At 68.5% G+C, this 21,231-nt stretch carries 16 protein-coding genes; 7 read left to right on the top strand and 9 right to left on the bottom strand.

The annotated features are described in order from the left end of the window. The first annotated feature begins 15 nt into the window (after window positions 1-15). A complete protein-coding gene (rimO, locus tag NR798_RS11280) occupies window positions 16-1,389 on the top strand; it encodes a 30S ribosomal protein S12 methylthiotransferase RimO (protein WP_375773748.1) in 1,374 nt (457 codons plus the stop codon). A gap of 247 nt (window positions 1,390-1,636) precedes the next feature. Here the strand turns inward: rimO and NR798_RS11275 are convergent, their stop codons facing one another. From NR798_RS11275 to rplU, 7 genes are all read right to left on the bottom strand, one after another. After that, window positions 1,637-3,088, bottom strand: coding sequence for a hypothetical protein (locus NR798_RS11275; RefSeq protein WP_375771466.1), 1,452 nt, complete (start codon window positions 3,086-3,088; stop codon window positions 1,637-1,639). A gap of 178 nt (window positions 3,089-3,266) precedes the next feature. Further along, window positions 3,267-4,715 (bottom strand): hypothetical protein, encoded by a 1,449-nt coding sequence (locus NR798_RS11270; protein ID WP_375771465.1) that lies wholly within the window; start codon window positions 4,713-4,715, stop codon window positions 3,267-3,269. A gap of 3 nt (window positions 4,716-4,718) precedes the next feature. Continuing rightward, window positions 4,719-5,477 carry an outer membrane lipoprotein carrier protein LolA gene (locus NR798_RS11265; protein ID WP_375771464.1) on the bottom strand — a complete coding sequence of 253 codons (759 nt, stop codon included), beginning with the start codon at window positions 5,475-5,477 and terminating at the stop codon, window positions 4,719-4,721. A gap of 75 nt (window positions 5,478-5,552) precedes the next feature. Then, complete coding sequence (locus NR798_RS11260) at window positions 5,553-6,242, bottom strand: TrmH family RNA methyltransferase (RefSeq protein WP_375771463.1); 690 nt, start codon at window positions 6,240-6,242, stop codon at window positions 5,553-5,555. Between the two features lie 4 nt (window positions 6,243-6,246). Beyond that, window positions 6,247-7,635, bottom strand: a complete 1,389-nt coding sequence (gene obgE / locus NR798_RS11255; RefSeq protein ID WP_375771462.1) for a GTPase ObgE — start codon at window positions 7,633-7,635, stop codon at window positions 6,247-6,249. Window positions 7,636-7,768: 133 nt separating this feature from the next. After that, complete coding sequence (gene rpmA / locus NR798_RS11250; protein WP_375771461.1) at window positions 7,769-8,035, bottom strand: 50S ribosomal protein L27; 267 nt, start codon at window positions 8,033-8,035, stop codon at window positions 7,769-7,771. A 60-nt stretch (window positions 8,036-8,095) separates the two neighbouring features. Then, complete coding sequence (gene rplU / locus NR798_RS11245) at window positions 8,096-8,404, bottom strand: 50S ribosomal protein L21 (protein ID WP_047855917.1); 309 nt, start codon at window positions 8,402-8,404, stop codon at window positions 8,096-8,098. Between the two features lie 244 nt (window positions 8,405-8,648). Between rplU and NR798_RS11240 the strand changes: the two genes are divergently transcribed. Then, the gene (locus NR798_RS11240) at window positions 8,649-8,990 is read left to right on the top strand and encodes a hypothetical protein (protein WP_375771460.1); all 342 of its coding nucleotides are present in this window, start codon (window positions 8,649-8,651) and stop codon (window positions 8,988-8,990) included. Window positions 8,991-9,047: 57 nt separating this feature from the next. Here NR798_RS11240 and NR798_RS11235 read toward each other — a convergent pair whose 3' ends face one another. After that, a complete protein-coding gene (locus tag NR798_RS11235) occupies window positions 9,048-9,338 on the bottom strand; it encodes a hypothetical protein (RefSeq protein ID WP_375771459.1) in 291 nt (96 codons plus the stop codon). A gap of 180 nt (window positions 9,339-9,518) precedes the next feature. Between NR798_RS11235 and NR798_RS11230 the strand changes: the two genes are divergently transcribed. The 3 genes from NR798_RS11230 (at window position 9,519) to NR798_RS11220 (ending at window position 12,788) form a co-directional block, all read left to right on the top strand. Then, a complete protein-coding gene (locus NR798_RS11230; protein WP_375771458.1) occupies window positions 9,519-10,481 on the top strand; it encodes an isopenicillin N synthase family dioxygenase in 963 nt (320 codons plus the stop codon). Window positions 10,482-10,592: 111 nt separating this feature from the next. Next, window positions 10,593-11,222, top strand: coding sequence for a hypothetical protein (locus NR798_RS11225; protein ID WP_375771457.1), 630 nt, complete (start codon window positions 10,593-10,595; stop codon window positions 11,220-11,222). 132 nt (window positions 11,223-11,354) lie between these two features. Beyond that, window positions 11,355-12,788, top strand: a complete 1,434-nt coding sequence (locus NR798_RS11220; protein WP_375771456.1) for a hypothetical protein — start codon at window positions 11,355-11,357, stop codon at window positions 12,786-12,788. Between the two features lie 44 nt (window positions 12,789-12,832). Here the strand turns inward: NR798_RS11220 and NR798_RS11215 are convergent, their stop codons facing one another. After that, window positions 12,833-16,303: a DEAD/DEAH box helicase gene (locus tag NR798_RS11215; RefSeq protein WP_375771455.1), complete on the bottom strand. Its 3,471-nt coding sequence runs from the start codon at window positions 16,301-16,303 to the stop codon at window positions 12,833-12,835. 369 nt (window positions 16,304-16,672) lie between these two features. Here NR798_RS11215 and NR798_RS11210 point away from each other — a divergent pair, with 369 nt between their 5' ends. Both NR798_RS11210 and NR798_RS11205 read left to right on the top strand, forming a co-directional pair. Beyond that, complete coding sequence (locus NR798_RS11210) at window positions 16,673-17,098, top strand: hypothetical protein (protein ID WP_375771454.1); 426 nt, start codon at window positions 16,673-16,675, stop codon at window positions 17,096-17,098. Between the two features lie 187 nt (window positions 17,099-17,285). After that, window positions 17,286-21,224 carry an FG-GAP-like repeat-containing protein gene (locus NR798_RS11205; RefSeq protein ID WP_375771453.1) on the top strand — a complete coding sequence of 1,313 codons (3,939 nt, stop codon included), beginning with the start codon at window positions 17,286-17,288 and terminating at the stop codon, window positions 21,222-21,224. The last annotated feature ends 7 nt before the right edge of the window (window positions 21,225-21,231 follow it).

The following is a 21,231-nucleotide window of genomic DNA, read 5'->3' as shown; positions in this document are numbered from 1 at the left end:
AAGAGCCTCTACATGATGACCCTCGGCTGCCCGAAGAACCGGGTGGACTCCGAGGTGATGCTCGGCACCCTCAAGCAGCGGGGTTACTCGCTGGTGCAGGATCCCGCCGCGGCCCAGGTCATCGTCGTCAATACCTGTGCCTTCATCGGGCCCGCCAAGCAGGAGTCCGTGGACTCCATCCTGGAGATGGCCGAGTACAAGAAGTCGGGGGAGTGCAGCACCCTCGTCGTCACCGGCTGCCTCTCGCAGCGCTACGGCGCCGAGCTCTCCAAGGAGATGCCCGAGGTGGACCACTTCCTGGGCACGAGCGCCTACGCCCAGATCGGCGATCTGCTCGCCGCCGAGGCCAGCCCGCGCCAGGTGATCCCGGATCCGGACTACATCCACGACGCGCAGACGCCGCGTGAGAACTCGATGCCGTCGTACACGGCATACCTGAAGATCTCCGAGGGCTGCGACAACGCGTGCGCCTTCTGCATCATCCCCACGCTGCGCGGTGGCCAGCGCTCGCGGCCCATCGCGGACATCATCGCCGAGGCCCAGCGCCTGTCCGAGCAGGGCGTGCAGGAGCTGAACCTCGTCGCGCAGGATCTGACGGCCTACGGGCATGATCTGCCCGGCAAGCCCAAGCTGCACGACTTGCTGCGCGAGCTGGTGAAGGTGGACGTGAAGTGGATCCGCCTGCACTACGCCTACCCGCGCGTCTTCACCGACGAGCTCATCGAGCTGATGGCGACGGAGAAGAAGATCGCCCGCTACCTGGACATGCCGCTGCAGCACGCGAGCGACAAGCTGCTGCTGTCGATGAAGCGCGGCCGGGACTCCAAGTTCCTCAAGGAGCTGCTCACGAAGCTGCGCGCCCGGGTGCCGGGGCTGGTGATGCGCACCTCGATGATCGTCGGCCTGCCCGGCGAGACCGAGGAGGACTTCGAGATGCTCAAGGAGTTCGTGAAGGAGCAGCGCTTCGAGCGGCTCGGCGTGTTCCAGTACTCGGACGAGGAAGGCACGGCCGCGTACGACTACGAGAACAAGGTGCCGAAGCAGACCATCGAGCGCCGCTGGCGCGAGGTGATGGCCATCCAGAAGCGCATCAACCGCGAGCAGAACAAGAAGCTCGTGGGGCAGCGCATCGAAGTCCTGGTGGAGGGCCCGAGCGAGGAGTCCGAGCACCTGCTGGTGGGCCGCCACGAGGGCCAGGCGCCGGAGATCGACGGGCTGGTCTACATCAACGACGGTCTGGCCTACCCGGGCGAGTTCGTCACCGTGGAGGTGACGGAGGCGCACGACTACGACCTGATCGCCAAGGTGGTCGAGCGCCCCAACCCAAAGGACCGCGTGCACAAGCCGCGCGAGTCCTTCCCCATGCCCGTGGTGACGTCGCAGCGCTGACGTCCCCGCGGTAGCGCCTTCATCCCCTTCAGGAAAGCGACCTGAATCTTCCCTCTCCCCCCGGGAGAGGGTCAGGGTGAGGGTGCCCGAATCCGTTCTCCAACCCGTGACCCGCGGTGTGGGCACGGCGTTCAAACCGGGTTCATCAGATACCCTCACCCCGTCCCTCTCCCGAAGGGCGAGGGGAAATGGCCGCAGTGGTCAGCGCGCGTTCCCAGGGGTGCTCCTTCGATCTACTTGAAGGGGATTAGCGCCGCTCCAGGCGGCGCCACGAGCCCGCTCGCCCGGTCTCCTCGAAACCCGCGAGGCTCCCGGGCAGCGGCCCATCTCCGTACACGAGCAGGGCGCTGAAGGGCGCCAGTTGCTCCGGGGAGTTGGCGTCCAGCCACTGCGGCAGCGACTGGCCCGGGCGGAAGCGCACCGGCTGGTGGTCCGCATCGGCGAAGAAGTGGTGCCCCACCCCGCCCTGCGTCGCCGTCCACCACTGGCCCAGGTGCTCCAGGTAGACGAGGCGGCTGTCCCGGGCCCGGTTCCCCGCGAGCGAGAGGTAGCCGTGCACCCCCGGCGGCGGAGGGCTCGCCACCAGCGTCTCGAGCCCCGCCACCTCCTGCTTGAAGCGCCAGTGGTAGCACGCCGTCTCGGCCAGCGAGGCCATCACCACGAGCACCAGTGCGAGCCGCAGCCGCCGATCGATGCGCGCCGGGTCCACGAGCACGAGGGCGACGACGCCCGCGAGCACGGGCAGACGCACGTGGATGAGCCATGCGCCCGAGAGCGCCTTGGGCGTCACCAGGAAGAGGGCACCCAGTGCGAGGAAGAGCACCCAGGGCGCCCGGGGCTCCTCGTGCCGGTGGCGCAGGTACGCCACCACGAACACCAGCGTCACCAGCAGCGGGCCGATGACGGCGAGCCGACCCTCGGGGCGGTAGTTGCGCAGCAGCCAGCTGAAGTGCGAGCCCCAGCCGTAGTCCGTGGCCATGTGGTTGCCGGGCGTGACGGCCCTGGACGCGAGCGTCACCACGCGGGCCGCGCAGAGGGCCAGGGGGAGCGCGAGGCCCGCGGCGGCGAGACCTATCGCCCGTCTCCGGGAGTCGGAGGTGAGCGCGAGCGCGGCCACGCCGACACAGAGGGCTCCGAAGGCAACGAGGTGCGAGAGCATCGTCGCCGTGGAGAAGAGCGCGAGCCCCACCACCGCGCCCACCCTGCGCCCGGTGCCACGCAGTGCATGCAGGTAGAGCGCGAGTGAGAGCAGGGCAAGCGGCAGGGAGAAGAGGCTCGGCAGGAAGCCGTACCAGTAGGAGATGTTGAAGGCGAGCGGGAGCGCGAACACCACCGTCCACGCGGGCCGGCCCAGGATGCGCGCGAAGGACAGGTGGGCCACGGGGAAGAGCATCAGGGCCGTCCAGGCGGCCAGCCGCGCCGCGAAAGCCCCATTCGTCAGCAGCGTCACCGGCAGGAAGAGCCAGATGGGCAGCCCGTAGCCGAGCGGGACGTGCGCCTCGTAGTACGCGGACACCTGGGGATTGCCCCGGACGAGCTCCGCGAGCGTCTGCATCTGCGCCGCATGGGCGGGCAGATCCACGGAGGGAGGAATGCCGCTCACGCACCAGGCGGTGAAGCCCCCCCAGGCCACCATCAGGGCGATGGTCTGCCAGGGCTCGCGCGAGGGGACGGGTGCGGCCAGCGGCTCTCGGGACATTTCCGCCCGCCTTATACCGCTCCTGTCTTCCTGGCGAACTCCCTGGGGATCACGGTCTGGAGGGGAACCCGTGGGCCTCGATACCCTCACCCCGGGGGGCTTGCCCCCCCTTTGAACGACGGGGGGCCCCTCTCCCGGAGGGCGAGGGGAGATTGGGGGAGAGTGGAGCCATGGTGGGTTACCGCGGGTCGTCGGGTTCCTGCTCGCGTTCCTTCTTCGTCGGCGGCTTCGAGGTCTTGCCGCGCTGGGGCATGGCCACCGCGTCTCCCAACGGTGTCGGCTGGCACTCGCAGACCGTGCGCCGCGTACTCGCCTGGTGCACGAAGATGCAGGCGTTCGGGCACTCCTGGAGCTGCCCTTCCTCGAAAAGCGCCAGCGAGTAGCCCCGTACCGACTTCAGCGCCTCGGCGCACTCGGGCATCGACTGCAGCAGACTCGGCCACGGCACCAGGTGCTGTGTCGTCACGCCCCGGCTCGTGGGCGAGAACGAGAAACCCACCTGGCAGTCCATCGTCAGCGGCTTGCCGTCCTCGCCCAGCGGCTCCAGATGCACCCGGCCGCCCTCGGGCAGATCGCGGAACGCCGCCCCCGTGACGGCCATCCGCCCGCCCGCTCCCCGCCGCACGTGCAGCCCGAAGCAGGACTCCTCGCGCACCTCCTCCGGATTCTGGGAGCCCGGACGCGCGCAGCGCTGGCGGTCCTCGACGGTCTGCACACGCGGCCGGCGCAGCACCAGCGTGTCGCCCTGCACGTCCACCGTGGTGCGGAAGCGGCCCCAGACGTCCGGCCCCAACCGGCCCAGTGTCGTCGGGTTCCTCCACCCCACCCCGGCCTCCAGCACCAGGGGATTCACCCCCACGCCCGCGGTCACCTCCACCGCATCCACCAGGTAGGCCCTCGGCGGCAGATTGGCGGCCATCTCCAGCGGCTGGAGTCCCCGTGCCTCCGCGGTCCCCATCGCGAGCCGGGAGAAGGGCTCGCGCGAGCCCAGCACGAAGGGGCCCGTGAGGGACCTCTCCCCCTGCGTCACCTGCGCCGCCAGCAGCGGCCAGTCGCCCACCGGGTCTCTCGACAGCTCGAGCCGGTGCACCTCCTCGGCCGGGTCCGCACCAGGAGCGGCCGCCTCGGCGAGGTACTCCGCGCGCGGGCGCGACTTCTCGAAAGTGATTTCCCGGCGCAGCGGGTCCACCGTGAAGGCATAGGGGGCGAGCACGTCGGCCCCCAGCGTCACCGAGCAGACCCGCTCGTCGGTGAGCCCCATGCCGCGAGGCCCCAGGGCCACGCCGCCCACGCGCAGCCCCGGCAGGCGCACCAGCGGCCAGTCACGCAGGGCCCCGGGCACGCCGTACACATCCGGCACACGCGCCGAGCCCATCACGGGTGGAGGGGGCCGCTTCGCATCCCAGCACCCCGAGGACACCGCGGAGAGCGCCCGGGCCACGTCCAGCACCACCGGCACCGGGCGCCCGTTCAGCTGGCCCTCCACCACGAGCCGCAGGTTGGGCGAGGGCAGCAGGGGCAGCGTCTGGCCCGCGAGGCTACCCGGAGCCTCGGGCGCGGCGGGGCCCGCCCCCCGGTGACATCCGGCGAGCAACACCAGCAGGGCCCCGAGACGCGCGCTCCGCACCGGCTACTTCCGCGGCTTGGTGAAGTCGTCGATGCGCGTGCCGTCGGGCGGGTTGATCTTGAAGGCATCCGCCCCGACGCCCACGTTCGTCTTCAGGTTGAGGAAGGCGATGGCGTTCTCGCTGCCGTCCGGATCCACCACCGTGCTCTTCAGCACCTGCGCCGTCTTCGGGTCCACCTCCAGGCGCACCTGGCGGAAGCGCGGATCCTGCTTGAGCGGATCCAGCACCAGCAGCGTGCCCTTGCAGTCCTTGCACGCGCCCTTGCTGATGGAGAACTCGTCCGCCAGCTTCCCCTGGCCGAAGAGGAACGTCACCGACGCGGAGAGCTGGCTGGTGTCGATGCGGCCCACGCTCAGCGTCTGCGCCTCGGGGTCGTACGCGTACACCTTCTCGCCGGCCAGCACGAAGGTGCGCGCGGAGGGCTTCTGGTACTCCCAGCGCATCAGGCCCGGCTTCTTGTAGATGACCGTGCCCGTCGACGTCTGCGTGCGCCGCAGGGCCTTGTACTTGTAGTCCTGCTTGAAGTCGGACGAGAAGTCCTGCGTCTTCTCGTAGAAGGCCTGCATCCGCTCCACCAACTCCTTCACCTCCGGAGCGACCTTCTTCTCGGCGGCCTTCGGCGCTTCCGCCTTGGGAGCAGCCGGAGCAGGGGCGGCCGGCTGAGCGGGCGCCTGGGCGACCACCTGCTGGGCAACGGTGGAGGGCACCGGAGCAATCACCGGCGCGGCGAGCAGGGTCACGAGCAGCTTCTCGAGGTACATGGCTTGGCTCTCTCCAGGCGGGCGAGCCGCCCGCGAATCCAACTGTACCTACAGACGGCCCCCCGGGCCCGGCATTCAAGGCCTGGCGGGAGGCTGCTTCTTGAAGATGCGCTTCCGCTGTTTCACGGCGAGCATATAGAAGCGATCGCGCAGCACCTGGGCCTCGGCCTCGGTGAGGTCTCCCACGCGCCCGAGGTGCTCCTCGCGCCAGGAGATGGCCCGGGTGACGCAGGCCGAGGCGGCCGCGGAGATGTTCAGGCTCTGGCTGAAGCCGCGCATCGGAATCCAGAAGGTGCCGTCCGAGCCGTCCAGCACCTCCTGGCTCACCCCATCCCGCTCGTTGCCGAAGATGAGGGCGATCTTCGAGTCGAAGCGCATCGAGTACAGGCTGGTGGCGTCCTCGCGGATGGCCGAGGCATACAGCGAGAAGCCGCGCGACTTGAGGTGCTCGCGGCACGAGGCGAAGTCCTTGTAGAGCTTCACGTCGAGCCACTTGTCGCACCCCTGCCCCACCCGCGAGTTGGGCATGAAGGGCGCCGCGGGGTTGACGATGATGTGCACCTCCTGGAGGCCATTGGCCTCGCAGGTGCGCAGCACCGCCGCCATGTTGAAGCTGTCCTCCAGCCGGTCCAGCACGATGGTGAAGGTGCGCGTGCGCTGGGAGATGACCTTGTCGATCTTCTCCTTGCGCACGTCGAGCAGGAGGGACTCCGCGTCGATCGGAGCCTTCTCGAGCTTCTCGTAACGGGGGCCGCCACCAGCCATCGCGTCAGGACCTCCGGGCCCGCTTCGGCGTGGCCTTCTTCGCCGCTGCCTTCTTCACGGGCGCCTTCTTCGCGGCCGCCTTCTTCGCGGCCGCCTTCTTCGCCGGGGCCTTCTTCACCGCCGCGGCCTTCTTCGCGGGCGCCTTCTTCGCCACCGCCGCCTTCTTCGCGGGGGCCTTCTTGGCGGAAGCCTTCTTCACCGCCGCGGCCTTCTTCGCGGGCGCCTTCTTCGCCACCGCCGCCTTCTTCGCGGGCGCCTTCTTCACCGCCACCGCCGCCTTCTTCACGGGCGCGGTCTTCTGCGCCGCCGCGGCCTTCTTCGCGGGAGCCGGAGGAGCCTTCTTCTCCGCCCGGGGCTTGGGCGGCGGCTCCACGTGCAGCTTGTCGGTGCGGCCGGTGAAGAGCACCTCGGCCACCGCGTCCAGCAGCGGCTGCATGCCCATGTTCGTGGCGCACGAGACGGGGAACACGGCGATGCCGCGCTTGCGCATCTCCTCCGTCAGGCGCCCGAGCCGCTCCTGCGCGTGCGGCAGATCCAGCTTGTTGGCGGCCACCACCTGGGGCTTGTGCGACAGCTCCTCGCTGTACTTGCGCAGCTCCTCGTTGAGGACGTCGAAGTCCTTGAGCGGATCCCGGTCCTCGACCTCGGTGCCCATGTCCAGCAGGTGGATGAGCACCTTGCAGCGCTCCACGTGCCGCAGGAACTGGTGGCCCAGCCCCACGCCCTCGCTGGCGCCCTCGATGATGCCGGGGATGTCCGCCATGACGAAGGACAGGCCGTCCTTGTACTGGACCAGGCCCAGGTTGGGCACCAGCGTGGTGAACGGGTAGTCGGCGATCTTCGGCCGCGCCCGGCTCACGACGGAGATGAGCGTGCTCTTGCCCGCGTTGGGGTAGCCCAGCAGGCCCACGTCGGCCAGCAGCTTCAGCTCCAGCCGCAGGGTGCGCTCCTCGCCCTTGGTGCCGTCCTGGGCGAAGCGCGGCGTCTGCCGGGTAGAGGTGGCGAAGTTCATGTTGCCCAACCCGCCCCGCCCGCCCTTGCACACCACCGTGCGCTCGCCGGCCGTGTTCAGGTCCGCCAACACCTCCTCGGTGTCCACGTCCCGGATGATCGTCCCCACCGGCACCCGGAGGACCAGATCCTCGGACGAGCGGCCATTGCAGTCGCTGCCCATCCCGTTCTCGCCACCCCGCGCCCGGTGGTGCTGCTGGTAGCGGTAGTCCAGCAGCGTGGTGAGCTGGGGATCGGCCTCGAAGATGACCGAGCCGCCGTCTCCACCGTCGCCCCCGTTGGGGCCGCCGCGATCGACGTACTTCTCCCGGCGGAAGGCAACGGCCCCGTTGCCCCCGTCCCCGGCCTTCACGAAGATGCGGACTTCATCGACGAATTTCATCCCAGACCCCAGAAATGCGGAACGGGCCGCCTCCATGTCCAACGCCAGCAAGGCGTGTGGACCGGGAGCGACCCGCTCACGAGGCAAACAGGGAACCGGCCGAGGCCAGCTCCCCTTTCAGACGACGCGCGGACTAGGCGCTCGCCTGGGCCGGATAGACGGAGACCTTCTTGCGGTCCCGCCCCTGGCGCTCGTACTTCACCACTCCGTCCGCCGTGGCGAAGAGCGTGAAGTCACGCCCCAGCTTCACGTTGGAGCCCGGGTGGATGACCGTGCCGACCTGCCGCACGAGGATGCTCCCCGCGCTGACGGTCTCGCCGGCGTACACCTTCACGCCCCGGTACTTCGGATTGGAATCGCGACCGTTGCGCGAAGAACCCTGTCCCTTTTTATGAGCCATGACACCGATTCCTGATGCGGCCGGCGCGCCTCACAGCGCTCCGGGAAGTGGTAACCCGGACTAGCCGGAGATGGAGGTCACCTTGACCTCGGTGTAGGGCTGACGGTGGCCACGGCGGCGCGTCCAGCCCTCCTTCTCCTTGCGGAAGTGCAGCACCTTGCGGTGCTTGTCCTGGGCGAGGATCTTGCCCACGACCCTGGCGCCCGACACGGTCGGCCGCCCCACCTTCGGGCTGTCGGTCCCACCGAGCATGAGGACGTCGTTGAAGGTCACCTCAGCGCCGACGTCTCCCGTGACCTTCTCGATCCGGAGCACGTCGCCCTCGGCCACGCGGTACTGCTTCCCGCCCGTGCGAATGACTGCGTACATCGTTGAACCCCTGAGTTTTGTTCCGGGTTGATTCAACCCGTGAAAGGCCGGCGTGCATTTCGGACGTGAAAAACCGTCCTACGATGCAAAGGTCGCCCGATCTACGGGAGAAGGCCGGGGGAGTCAAGGCAGATAGCGAGGGTGTGGCGACCTGCCCACCCGTGGACAGCCTGGGCTCCCCGCCCGCCCGGCCGCCTGCCCCGCCGCTAGGCTGGGCCCTTCCCTTCTACAAGGAGTGCTCCCGATGCGGAAGTCCAGATGGCTGCTCCTCCCCCTGGCGGCGGTGGCGCTCCTCGGCGGGTGCCGGAGCACGGCTTGCGAGGATCTGGCGGCGGCCTATGCCGACGTGGACCGGAAGTCCCAGCCCTGCGTGGAGCGCGCCCCCCTGCCCGCCTTCGACTCCGCCCGGTGCGAGCAGAACCTCCAGGAGTGCGGCGGGGCGGACCTGGAGCAGCTCGAGGCCCAGGTGGAGTGTTACCAGCGGCTCGGCACCTGCCAGCCCGAGCAGCAGACGTCCTTCTTCCAGTCCATCACCGTCTGCGACAGCAACGCCGTCAGCAACACCTGCGAGGCGGCCATCTTCTAGGACCCGGCGGCTCCTGGACAGGGCCGGAAGCCGGCCGGGCTCCCACCTTGGAGCAGACTACGGACTGCAGGCGAAGATGGTGCCCTCCACACAGCGCCTGAAGTTGTCGCAGGCCTGGAACTGGAGGCACTCGCCCATCAGTTTGTCCCAGTCCGCGCGCTCCGGGTCGGTGAGATCATCCGTGCAGCTCATGAACTGGTCCGTGCACTCGTCCTCGCTCAAGCCCTCCACGAGGTAGTTGCACTCATCCGCACGCGCACAGAACCGCTGCTCTTCCGTCGCGCAACCGGCAACGGTGAGACCACAGCAGGCCAGCGCCAGGGCCAGCCGGATCCGGAACATCCTCATGGGTCCTCCCTCCCTCAATCGGACTCCCGCCGCACTCACCGCGAGAGCGGGCGGGAGCACACTTCGTGTAGGGGCGCGTGACTGCCGGAGAAAGGTTCGTCTGTCAACCAGACGGGGCGGCGCCTGTCTCGGTGAGGGCAGTTCACCTCCCACCGGGATGGCGGATAGAGTGCGCCCGCCATGTCCCGCACGACTCGCCGCATCCCCCTCGTCAACCTGTCCCACTACCGCTCCGGCAGCCCCGAGGAGCGTGCCCGCTTCGTCCGGGTGTTCGGAGAGGCCCTCAAGGAGTTCGGTTTCGTCTCCGTCGAGGGCCACGGCATCGACGACGGGCTCATCCGCCGCACCTACGCGGACGTGGAGTCCTTCTTCCGCATGCCGGAGCAGGTGAAGCAGCGCTACCACGTGCCCGAGTTCGGCGGCCAGCGCGGCTACACCCCCTTCGGCAGGGAGCACGCGAAGAACCGCACCGTGGGCGACCTCAAGGAGTTCTGGCACGTGGGGCGCGACCTGCCCGAGGGCCACCCGCGCCGCCCGGACACCGCCGCCTACAACGTCTGGCCGGAGGAGGTGCCCTCCTTCCGCCCCAACACGCTCTCCCTCTTCAACGCGCTGGACGAGGCCGCCGCGCTGATGCTGCAGGCCGTGGCCGAGTACTTCGGCATCGAGCGCAACACCTTCAGCGACATGGCGCAGGACGGCACCTCCGTGCTCCGCGTCATCCACTACCCGCCCCTGAAGGAGAAGTTCATCCCGGGCGCGGTGCGCGCCGCCGAGCACGAGGACATCAACCTCATCACCCTGCTGTGCGAGGGCACCGCCTCGGGCCTGGAGCTGCTCACCCGCGATGGCGAGTGGATTCCCGTGGACACGCTGCGCGGGCAGATCGTCGTGGACTCGGGCGACATGATGAGCCGCATCACCAACGGCGTCATCCCCGCCACCACCCACCGCGTGGTCAACCCGCCCTCGGCCGCCGAGGACAACACGCGCTACTCCATGCCCTTCTTCGTGCACCCCTATCCAGAGTGCATGCTCGAGGCCCTGCCGGGCACCGTGACGCCGGAGAAGCCCGGCCAGCCCCCCATCACCGCCGACGCCTTCCTCAAACAGCGCCTGCGGGAGATCGGCCTCATCAAGTAGCCTCGGCCGCGTGGAGACTCCCACGCACGTCGAGCCATGGGCGGAGAGCCCTTCCCAGGAGCGGCCCCGGAGATGAGCCGCTCCGCCCTCTTCCGCTGCCGGAGCCTGCTAATGCTCGTGGGGCTGGGGGTGGCCTCCGGCCGGGCCGAGGCCCAGGAGCAGCCCCGTCCCCTCCTGCGCCCGGGCAACGTCGATCTGCGCGCCGAGGGGGCGGCCTCGCTCCTCCCGCTCTCCGTCGAGGCCGGTGCCACCGTGGAGGTGGGCGTGCTCCCGATCGCCACTGGCACGCTCTCGCTCGGCGCGGAGCTCAGCGCCAACCTGTGCGCGCTCGCGTGCTGGGTCCCCAATCTCTTCCTCGTGCAGGACACCTCGCGCTGGGACCTCTCCGCCGTTGGCCGCCTGGGCTACCACTTCACCCTGGCCAATCGGAACTACAGCAAGGTGGACCTCTTCGGCGTCCTGCTCGGAGGCGTGATCCAACCGCGCACCACCGTCACCTCCCCCAGCTATCGCTTCGAGGGCCGTGGCCAGGGAGCCGTCCTCGGCCTCGGCGTGGGAGGAAACTACTTCCCCTCCCCCTCCTCCCGCTTCTTCCTGGGCGGCGAGGCCCGGCTGCGCCTCTCCACCGGCACCTATGCGCTCACCCTCACCCGGGGCACGTACGACTTCTCCGAGGAGGATCGCCGGTGGCTCCGGTTCGGCCTCAGCACCGCCTTCTTCGTGGGGGTCCGGCTCTTCTAACCCCTCGATTTCCGGACCCCTGGCCCAGCCTCTCCCTGGCTACGCAACTCCTTCCGGGTTGTCCCGATAATGGGGAGGCCAGCGGCAGCTCATTTCCCACTGACAGCCCCGTGCCCCCTGGGGGGAGACACCATGAAAGTCGGACAGAATCGGCCTTCCGTGCCCACGCAGAGCACCTCCTCCACCGAGACCCGGAAGGGCACCACGGCCACCACGGCGCAGGCCCCCACGGCCCGCACCGCGAGCACGTTCCAGACCGGTTTCGACACGGCGGTGAGGAAGAACACGTTCTCGGTGCAGGCCGCGGCGACGCCCGTCGTCATGACGCCTGCCCCGCCAGCCGATGCGCCGGCGGAAGGCGCCAAGCTCGGCGACACGCAGCTGCGCAAGCTGCTGGACGAGGCCCATCAGCTCATCTTCGGCAACAAGGCCAACGGCGCCAACGTCGACGGCTGGATGGCCAAGGCCCGCGAGCTGCGTGACGACACGACCAAGAATCTGGACGCCAACGGCATCAAGTACGCCCTCTTCGATCTGCTCCGGGGTGCTCCGTCCACCCAGCAGATGGAGAAGCCGGACGCCAAGCTGCTGGGCCAGCTGGTGGATCAGGCCTACCAGCTCATCAACGGGCCGGGCCAGAAGCCCGACGCCGCCAAGTCCCAGGAGCTGATGAAGTACGCCCAGCAGCTGGCCGGCGAGGGCAAGGACGCCAACACCATCAAGTACGCCCTCTTCGACAAGCTGCGCGGCACTCCGTCCGCCGATCAGATGGCCAAGCCGGACGACAACATGCTGCGCAAGATGCTGGACGAGGCCCACCAGCTCGTCTTCGGCAACAAGGCCAACGGCGCCAACGTCGATGGCTGGATGAAGAAGGCGCGCGAGCTGGCCGGCCAGGGCATGGACGCCAACGCCATCAAGTACGCCCTCTTCGACGAACTCCGGGGTGCTCCGTCCACCCAGCAGATGGAGAAGCCGGACGCCAAGCTGCTGGGCCAGCTGGTGGATCAGGCCTACCAGCTCATCAACGGGCCGGGAAAGAAGCCCGACGCCGCCAAGTCCCAGGAGCTGATGAAGTACGCCCAGCAGCTGGCCGGTGAGGGCAAGGACGCCAACACCATCAAGTACGCCCTCTTCGACAAGCTGCGCGGCACTCCGTCCGCCGACCAGATGGCCAAGCCGGACGACAACATGCTGCGCAAGATGCTGGACGAGGCCCACCAGCTCGCCTTCGGCAACAAGGCCAACGGCGCCAACGTCGATGGCTGGATGAAGAAGGCGCGCGAGCTGGCCGGCCAGGGCATGGACGCCAACGCCATCAAGTACGCCCTCTTCGACGAGCTCCGGGGCGCTCCGTCCGCCCAGCAGATGGCGAAGCCGGACGACACCATGCTTCGCAAGCTGCTCGACGATGCCCACAACCTCGTCTTCGGCAACGGCGCCAACGGCCCCCACATCGATGCCTGGATGGCCAAGGCCCGCGCGCTGCGTGACGACACGACCAAGAACCTGGATGCCAACGGCATCAAGTACGCGCTCTTCGACCTGATGCGCCAGGTGAAGTAGCCGGGCGCACGGTGCGAGCGGGTCGAACCGCTCGCACCCGCCCTTCAGTGCACGAGTCTTCCGGACCCGGAGGACGGCTCCTCGCGCACGGGAGCACCACCCGCTTCCAGCAGCTGGAGGAGATCCTTCGTCGTCAGCCGCGCCGCGGCGTCCGTCCCCTCGAGAATGCCCGCCACGAGTGCACGCTTGTCCGCGTGCAGCGAGAGGATCTGCTCCTCGATCGTTCCGCGAGTGACGAGCCGGTACACCGTGACGGGCCGCTCCTGTCCGATGCGATGGGCCCGGTCGGTGGCCTGATCCTCCACGGCCGGGTTCCACCACGGATCCAGATGGATGACGTAGTCGGCCGCCGTCAGGTTGAGCCCCGTTCCGCCCGCCTTCAGCGAGATGAGGAACAGGTCTCCCTCGCCGCGCTGGAAGGCCTCCACCCGCTTGGCCCGTGCACCCGCTGGGGTCGCGCCATCGAGGTACTGGTAGCGGAACCCCGCCCGGTCCAGCTCTTCCCGCACCAGGGCGAGGTGCGAGGTGAACTGGCTGAACACGAGCGCACGGTGCCCCGCGCTCCGCAGCTCCTCGAGCAGCTCGAGCAGGCGGCGCATCTTGGAGGAGCCGACGCCCGAGTGCGCGTCATAGAGCCGAGGATGGGAGGCCAGCAGCCGCAGGCGCGTCAGGGCCGCGAGCACCTGGAACTGCTGCTGCTCGTTGCGCACGCCCTTGCTTTCCTTCGAGACCTCGGCCACGGCCGCGAGGCGCGCATCCTCATAGAGCGTCCACTCCTCCTCGGAGAGGGCAATGGGGACCTGAATCTCCGTACGGGACGGCAGCTCGCGTGCCACCTCGCGCTTCGTACGCCGGAGCAGGAAGGGCTTGAGCACCCGGTAGAGCGCCTCGCGCGCCTCGGGGTCCTTGCCGCGCTCGATGGGCCCGGCGAAGCGCTCGCGGAACTGCTCCCAGCTTCCGAGCAGGCCGGGGAAGACGATCGAAAAGAGGCTCCACAATTCCCCGAGGTGGTTCTCCAGGGGCGTGCCCGACATCGCGAGCCGGAAGCCGGCATTCAGCTTCCGTGCGGCTCGGGCCCGGTGCGTGGTTGGATTCTTCAGCGCCTGCGCCTCGTCGATGACGAGGGTGGCGAAGAAGACCTCGCTCAGGCTCGCGATGTCGCGCGTGAGCAGGCCGTAGCTGACGATCAGCACGTCCTTCTTCGTGAGCTTCGAGAGACAGGCCGCGCGATCCGGCTGCTCGGCGTAGAGCATGGGACGGAGGTCCGGCGCGAACCGGCGGATCTCCTCCACCCAGTTGAAGCCGACCGACGTGGGGGCGAGGACGAGCGCGGGCCCCAGGCGCGTCCGGTCGACTAGCACCGTGATCGCCTGCACCGTCTTTCCCAGGCCCATGTCGTCGGCGAGGCAGGCTCCGGCGCCCCAGGCGGCGACCCGGCTGAGCCACGCATGGCCCTCCACCTGGTAGTCGCGAAGGGTCGCCTTCAGCGACGCGGGCGGTTTCGGCCGGAGCGACAACGAGGCCGCGAGGCGCTCGGTGAGCAGTTGCCAGGAAGGGGCAGCCTCCACCTCCGCCCCCGCGCCTCCGAGCGCGTCGATCGCGGGGACGGCGCCAGGCGACAGCTCCACCCGTCCACTTCGAATGAAGGCGTGGTCGGAGATGGCCTGGAGCCGATGGCGCAGCGTGTCGCTGAGCTCGACCCAGCGCCGCTCGTCGACCCGCACGAAGCGCTGCTGCCGCCGCGCCGCATCGAGCAACACCGCGAGCTCGAGCCGGCCGGCCTCGACCTTCAGCTGGCCGTTGATGCCGAACCAATCCCGCTTCCGGTCGATGTGGACCTTGAGTGCCTCGGGGCCCACCGACGACATGACCCGTGGCTGCTCATCGAGCCACTCGACGGCGAGTCCGCGCGGTGGAGTCTGCAGGGCGGCGACCAGTTCCAGCGCCGAGTCGGTGTCCCTCATCCGGAAGCAGTGCGGGGGGCCTTCTTCCGCGCCGGCGAGCGGAAGCGTCGAGAGCATCGCGCGCGCCCGCTCATCCTCGGTGAGCAGGGAACGCCGCACGTACGCGCGCTCGGCACCCCGCAGCAGCAGGACGTCCCGCGGCCCGACTCCCGGATGGAAGAGCGGCGCCCCCGGACCCGGACGCACGAACAGCTCGAGCTCGAGCGACACGTCCGGCAGCAGCCGCAACCGCACCACCGTCTCCGCCTCGGAGCTGATTTCGCGGCCCTTGAGCGACTCCGGGACCACCAGCGGGAGGCGGGCCTCCAGACGCGAGAGCCGCTCGAGCAGCGGCTGCTGCGCCTCGGGTGGAAACCGCGCGCCGTGCTTCTGGAGCAGCTCGAACAGCTGGCGGGCCTCGTCGCTCACGTCGATCAGCAGACACCGGCCCCGCTGCTCCTCCGGGGTGAAGAGCGGCTCGCCCGGCGCGAAGGACTTCATCAACGAGGTGAGCAGGCGTGCGTCGAAGACCTCGCCGTCGACGGAGGGCTCCAGCCGGATGTGATCGCCGGCCGGGACCGCGATGAACCCCAACCGCACCCGCTTCAGCTCGAGCGGCTCATCCGGCGACACATCGAGCGCTACCCGGGGATGTCCCACCAGCGCGAGGAAGGCCCGCGCCGCGTACGTGCTGCCCCGGGCTCCCGGACGTGCCGACCAGGAGGAGAGAAGCTCGGCGACGCGCAGGTCCTGGTCGGAGAGGGAGTCGCGGTGCTCGTCGAGCAGGCGCGCCGATGTCGTACGGGCCCCCGAGGTCAGCGTGCCGCGGCGGTTCCGCTTCTTCACCGACGGCACCGCGGTGAGCATCCCAAGCTCATGCTCGATGCGCCACCACACCTCGATGAAGGCGCGCGGCTCGGCGAGCTTCGCCTCGAACACCTCGAGCGCCTTGAGGGCACGGGCCCAGGACGGCCTCAGGAGCTCATCGGCGAGGACTCGCGCCTCGTCGCGTCGCGAGGGGTCCTCGAGAAGGTCCAGCGTGGCATCCACCAGTGCGAGGGCGTGCGAGCAACCACCTGCCCGGGCCTCGCAACTGCACTCGAGCCGGGGCTCGCCATCATTCGGAAACGACAGTCTCGATTCGGCCGCGAAGGAGCCGTACGACGGCCCACCGCGGACGCGCCGCCAGCGCTCCTTCCAGGCGACGGCACAGGGCTCGGCGAGAAACGACCAACTCCCCGAGGCGCGCGCGGCGCGGGACCGGGGAAGCGCACGCGCACGCAAGCCACGCCGCAGTTGCAGCAGCTTCGTCCAGAACACCGCGAGGGCCGGGTCGTCGTGAGACTCCGGGCGTGACACCTCCTCGAGCACTCCGAGCCGGAGGGACTCCGCTTCATCGGCCAGGAACGCGGCGGCCGCGAGGGGCACCGCCTCCACGAGGACGCCGCGAGCACGAGCGCCCAGATAGCGCGAAGCGCCCTCGTGAGAGCCGACGTCCCGGACCGACATGCCGCTGAGCGCGTAGCGAAGGCTGTTCTTCTGCGCCTCATCGACGGCGAGCGCGGGCAGCAACACCTCCGCCGCGGTCGCGAGCGCATCCTGGAGCGAGTGAGACTCCGCCCATTGCTCCAGCTCCTTCCGGGTCCCGAAAGGCGGAGGGGGAACGAAGGGTCCGGGGGCTGCGGAAATACGAGACGAGGGGAGGGACACGGAGGCGGCGGAGTGTAATCGCGAGGGCACGCGGGTTCAGCCGCGGTTCTGCCGCCTGTGCAGCGAGGGAGCAAGCACTACCGGACAGGGCGTGGGTGCCATGGCAGCCGCGTCATGCCGGGAGCGTCGCTCGGGCCGGGTAACACGCAAACCCTTGGAACTCCAGAGGGGCGGACATGGCCTGAGGTCTGCAATGGGCGCGGCCAACAATCACAGGAGGATGTACCCATCATGAAGAAGCTCACCCTCGTTCTCTCCCTCTCGCTTCTCGTTGGCTGCGGCGCCGTGCAGAACTGGTCGGGAACCTACGAAGGCCCCTCGAAGCGCGCGGCGAGTACCCCGGAACTGGAGGCCGCGACGGCCGTGACGGACACCTGGAAGATCACCGAGGACACGAGTGTGGGCGTCCTCGCGATCACCCGCGAGCGGACCGGGGACGCCCCCTGCGCCCTGAGTGGGAACCGCGCGGGCTCGGAACACGGCGGATACGGCGCGCGAATCGATGTGAACCAGAAGTGCGTCATCAACGGCACCGAGCACATCCTGGTCAGCGGTGATCTGATCTGGCTCGACACCGTCGAGTTCGAGCTTCAGTGGAAGACGTCCGCGGATGGCGACGTCGTCCTCGTCGAGCACGGCTCCCTGACGAAGAAGTAGCTCACACGCTCAGCGCGGTCACCGAGCAAGACACCAGGTGCTGGCATGGCCTCAGCGATTGAAATGGATGCCATGTGAATCACTTGCACCTGGGGTCTCTCGCTGAAACGTGTGAACCAATTCACATCGCGGTCCGAGGAAATCCTGCTAGAGGTGCGCTCCCTTATTTTCAAGGAAGCCTCCTCGCGTGATTCGTCCATTTCGTTTCTTGCTGACCGCCGCCCTGGTCTGGGTCGCGGCCTGTAGTTCTCCTTTCTCGACCGAGTCGTCCGAGCCGGAGTCTTCCTCCTCGCCGCTCCAGTCGAGCACGTTCAATCCGCTTCCCCAGGGATTCGACTGGTCGATGGAGGAGCGCTTTCCGGTCGACCTGGATGGGGATGGAGTACGCGACTACCGCGATCTCAATGCGGACGGTCAACGCAACATCGACGACCTCTACGGCTATCTGAATCCCCAGTCCTTCATGGTCACCCTGGACGGGTGCCCCACCACGGATCCGGGCTACACCTATCAGTGGTTCGTGAAGCGCAGCGCGGGGGACAGCTGGCGGGTGACGTACCTGGATCAGGGCTGCCGCTTCACCTCCTCCTTCCCGGGACAGGGGGCGTACGAGGTGACGCTGACCATCCGGGAGTCCTCGGGCGAGTCACGCCAGTACGTCCAGCAGGTGGTGGTGAAGGACTGGGTCATCGTCGCGCTCGGTGACTCCTATGGCTCGGGCGAGGGCAATCCCGACGTCCCCCGGAGCGGGGGCCAGCCCGCCCGATGGGCCGACCAGCGCTGCCATCGCTCGTTCAAGGCAGGGACCGCACTCGCGGCCCAGCAGCTCGAGGAGCAGGACCGCCGCACCTCCGTCACCTATGTCTCGCTGGCCTGCTCCGGCGCCACCATCAGCCGTGCAACCTACAATCAAGGCCCCTTGTCGACCTTCAAGGAAGAGGGCAGCTATCTGGGCTCCGGCATCCTCTTCGATTACATCGGCATCGAGCGCCCCTCGCCCGTGGATGGGCCGTGGCCCACGGATCAATTCCTCAAGCCCCAGGTGCAGCAGCTCGCCAGCATCGCCGGGCAGCGCCGCATCGATGCGCTGGTCATCAGCGCGGGCGGCAATGACATGGGCTTCGGGGATGTCCTCAAGCACTGCGTGGCCACGACCAATTGCCATATCCATGCGGACGGAGACCACCTGAGCTCCGGGGTGAGCACCCTGCGCGCCGCGATGCAAACTCGTTACGCGGCGCTGGGGGACCGGATCGCGAGCTCGCTGAACGTGTCCAATGTCTATCTCACCGAGTACCCGGACTTCTCGCGTGACGCCAATGGAGAGACCTGCAGCAGCATCCTGAAGGAAGTGGGTGACAACACCGACATCTTCAGCGGCATTGCCGTCGATGGCATCGTCCGGCATCAGGGAGAGCTGGGCTGGATTCAGCAGAACTTCCTCAAGCCGCTGTCCGATGAAATGACGGCCGCGGTGACCAGCCAACGCACGGCCGGCCGGCCGTGGCACTATGTCGGCGGCATCCAGGAGGCGTCCAAGACACATGGTCTGTGCGCGGGCGCCAATCGCTGGTTCCGCACGGCCACGGACGCTGTCGCCGTCCAGGGGCCCAACGACACCGCGAAGACGACGGGCACCGCCCACCCCAACGAGGAGGGGCATCGCGCCTATGCGCGCTTCATTCGCGCGAGCCTCGCCAAGACACTCGGTGCACACCCCTACTACCCGGATGGCACGCTGCTGCGCGATCCTTCCGGCACGATCCATGTCGTCCAGGGCTTTGGCCGCTTCGTCATTCCCAATGAAGCCGAGCTGAACACGCTGCTGGCGTCGTTGGGCAAGAGCACCGCCGACATCCAGAACATCTCCGCCCAGCAACTGGCCGACATTCCCACCACGCCACGGGAAGCCACCTTCTTGCGTGAGCCGGATGGCACCATCGCGGTGGTTCACGGAGGCGCCGCGTTTCCCATCGCGAGCCTGGAGGATCTGGGCAGGATCCAGGCGGAGCTGGGGATGAGCCCATCGGAAGTCGGTCCCGTGCCGAGCGGAACCCTCGCGTCCCTGCGTCCGCTGCCGCGCGATGGCACGGTGCTGCGCGATGCCTCCGGCGCTATCGTGTACATGTACCAGGGGGCCCGCCGGGATGTGCTCGACATGGTGGAGCTGAACGAGCTGGGAGTCCTGGGGGGACAGGTCAATCCCCTGCCCTGGGGCTTGCTGGGAAGCCTTCCCGCCTGGCCGTCCGCGGGGGCCAACGCGCCCCTCCGGTTGAGCCCGCTTGACGCCACCTTCTGGAGGGATCCGGATGGGACCATCGCCGTGACGTATGGGGGCGCGGCCTTCCCCATCCCCAGCCTGTCCGAGCTGAACGCCCTTGCCGCGGCGACGGGACGCACGGATGTCCCGGTGCATGACCTGCCCGCAGGCGCGCTGTATTCCCTGCCCCGGCTGCCGAGTGACAACCAACTGCTGCGCGAGCCCAACGGTTCCATCTCCATCGTCCAGGGAGGCACAGCCTTCTGGATCTCCAGCATGGAGGAGCTCGAGAACGTGCGCGCCCACCTCCCCAGTGAGATGCGAGGCGTGAAGGACGTGCCCAGCAACTCCTTCGCACGGCTGCGCTCCACCCCGCTCAACCGGACGCTCCTGCGCGAGTGGAACCATCCGGCGGTCTACGTGATCCTGGGCTCGGCGAAGTACCACATGCAGAGCGAGGACGACATCCGGGAGATTGGCCTGGATATGGCCAACATCCGGATCGTGCCGGCCGGTGCCCTGTCGCGCTTCCCTACCGGTGACGTCCGGCTGGCGGGCGACGTCAACGCCCTCTCCCCGAGTGGCCAGCTGTCTGGCTGGGGGCTCGACCTGGACTCCGCGAGCAACGCCATGGAGATCCACTTCTACATCGACGGCGACGCGAACAGCGACAGGTTCGTAGGCAAGGCATGGACCACGTTGCCGCGGCCGGATGTCAACAACACCTACCGGGATCGCCAGGCCGCGGGAATGCCTGGGTTCACCTTCTCCATTCCTTATGCCTACCACGATGGGCAGCAGCACACCGTCTACGTGTACGCCGCAGACGTCCAGCGCCGGCAACACCTGTTGCTGGGCACGCGCACCTTCCGCCTCAGCGGGGACTACAACAACCGCCTCTTCATGATGGACGTCGCCGGAGACATGAAGGACGCCTTCGTGGAGCGCTCCGCCTCTGGAGCGTTCAAGTTCACGCGCATGAGCGCACCGGCGGCCGTGGGCCTCACGCAGACGGAGTTCTCCGATGCGAATGGTTGGACGGATCCCAACCGCTTCTTCGTCATGGACTACGACGGGGATGGGAACAGCGATCTGGTGGCCCGCGACGCCCAAGGCACCCTGCACGGCCTGCGCTCGGATGGGACGAAGCTCATCCCGGTGGGAATCATCGGCATGACGGGCTACTCGGATGCCGCGGGGTGGCTCACCGGCAACCGGTTCTACGCCATGGACTACGACAGGGACGGAGATGAGGACCTGGTGTTGCGCAACGCCGCAGGCGGCTTCGAGGCCATCCGCTCCGACCGCACGAGCCTGACCCCCGCGGGTGCGCTGTCCCCCACCTACTCTCATCTGAGTGACGGCCAGGGCTGGAACACCGCCAATCGCTTCTTCGTCATGGACTACGACGGCGATCTCCGGGACGACCTGGTGGGCCGTGACGCCGGAGGCAACATCGTGGGCTTGCACTCGACGGGCACCCAGCTCGAATGGGTAGGGGTGATCGCCGGGACGGGCTACTCGGACGTCGCGGGCTGGGGCAGCGGCAACCGGTTCTACGCCATGGACTACGACGGGGATGGCGATGATGACCTGGTGACGCGCAACTCCTGGGGCGGCTTCGCGGTGCTGCGCTCCGAGCGCACGCACATGACCTATCACGAGATTGCCTCCACGAGCCTGAGCGACGCCCAGGGGTGGAACGGCCCCAATCGCTTCTTCGTCATGGACTACGACGGGGATGGCAAGCAGGACCTGGTGGGCCGTGACGCCGGGGGATACCTGGCCGGACTGCGCTCCGATGGCAGCCAGCTGAGCTGGGTGGGTGTCATCGCGCAGACGAGCTTCCCAGACTCGAACATGTAGAAGCACG

It is taken from the genome of Archangium gephyra (genome assembly GCF_042230915.1).
GTDB classification, from domain to species: domain Bacteria; phylum Myxococcota; class Myxococcia; order Myxococcales; family Myxococcaceae; genus Archangium; species Archangium gephyra_B.
The sequence above is the reverse complement of the archived record's forward strand: the minus strand, read 5'-3'. Positions and strand labels throughout refer to the sequence as shown.

Bases quoted from the DNA above. Each gene is read 5' to 3' on its own strand.
- rimO (WP_375773748.1), top strand. From the start codon at position 16: ATGACCCTCGGCTGCCCGAAGAACCGGGTGGACTCCGAGGTGATGCTC.
- NR798_RS11260 (WP_375771463.1), bottom strand. From the start codon at position 6,242: ATGGCTGGTGGCGGCCCCCGTTACGAGAAGCTCGAGAAGGCTCCGATC.
- rplU (WP_047855917.1), bottom strand. From the start codon at position 8,404: ATGTACGCAGTCATTCGCACGGGCGGGAAGCAGTACCGCGTGGCCGAG.
- obgE (WP_375771462.1), bottom strand. From the start codon at position 7,635: ATGAAATTCGTCGATGAAGTCCGCATCTTCGTGAAGGCCGGGGACGGG.
- NR798_RS11220 (WP_375771456.1), top strand. From the start codon at position 11,355: ATGAAAGTCGGACAGAATCGGCCTTCCGTGCCCACGCAGAGCACCTCC.
- NR798_RS11265 (WP_375771464.1), bottom strand. From the start codon at position 5,477: ATGTACCTCGAGAAGCTGCTCGTGACCCTGCTCGCCGCGCCGGTGATT.
- NR798_RS11275 (WP_375771466.1), bottom strand. From the start codon at position 3,088: ATGTCCCGAGAGCCGCTGGCCGCACCCGTCCCCTCGCGCGAGCCCTGG.
- NR798_RS11230 (WP_375771458.1), top strand. From the start codon at position 9,519: ATGTCCCGCACGACTCGCCGCATCCCCCTCGTCAACCTGTCCCACTAC.
- NR798_RS11210 (WP_375771454.1), top strand. From the start codon at position 16,673: ATGAAGAAGCTCACCCTCGTTCTCTCCCTCTCGCTTCTCGTTGGCTGC.
- NR798_RS11235 (WP_375771459.1), bottom strand. From the start codon at position 9,338: ATGAGGATGTTCCGGATCCGGCTGGCCCTGGCGCTGGCCTGCTGTGGT.
- rpmA (WP_375771461.1), bottom strand. From the start codon at position 8,035: ATGGCTCATAAAAAGGGACAGGGTTCTTCGCGCAACGGTCGCGATTCC.
- NR798_RS11225 (WP_375771457.1), top strand. From the start codon at position 10,593: ATGCTCGTGGGGCTGGGGGTGGCCTCCGGCCGGGCCGAGGCCCAGGAG.
- NR798_RS11240 (WP_375771460.1), top strand. From the start codon at position 8,649: ATGCGGAAGTCCAGATGGCTGCTCCTCCCCCTGGCGGCGGTGGCGCTC.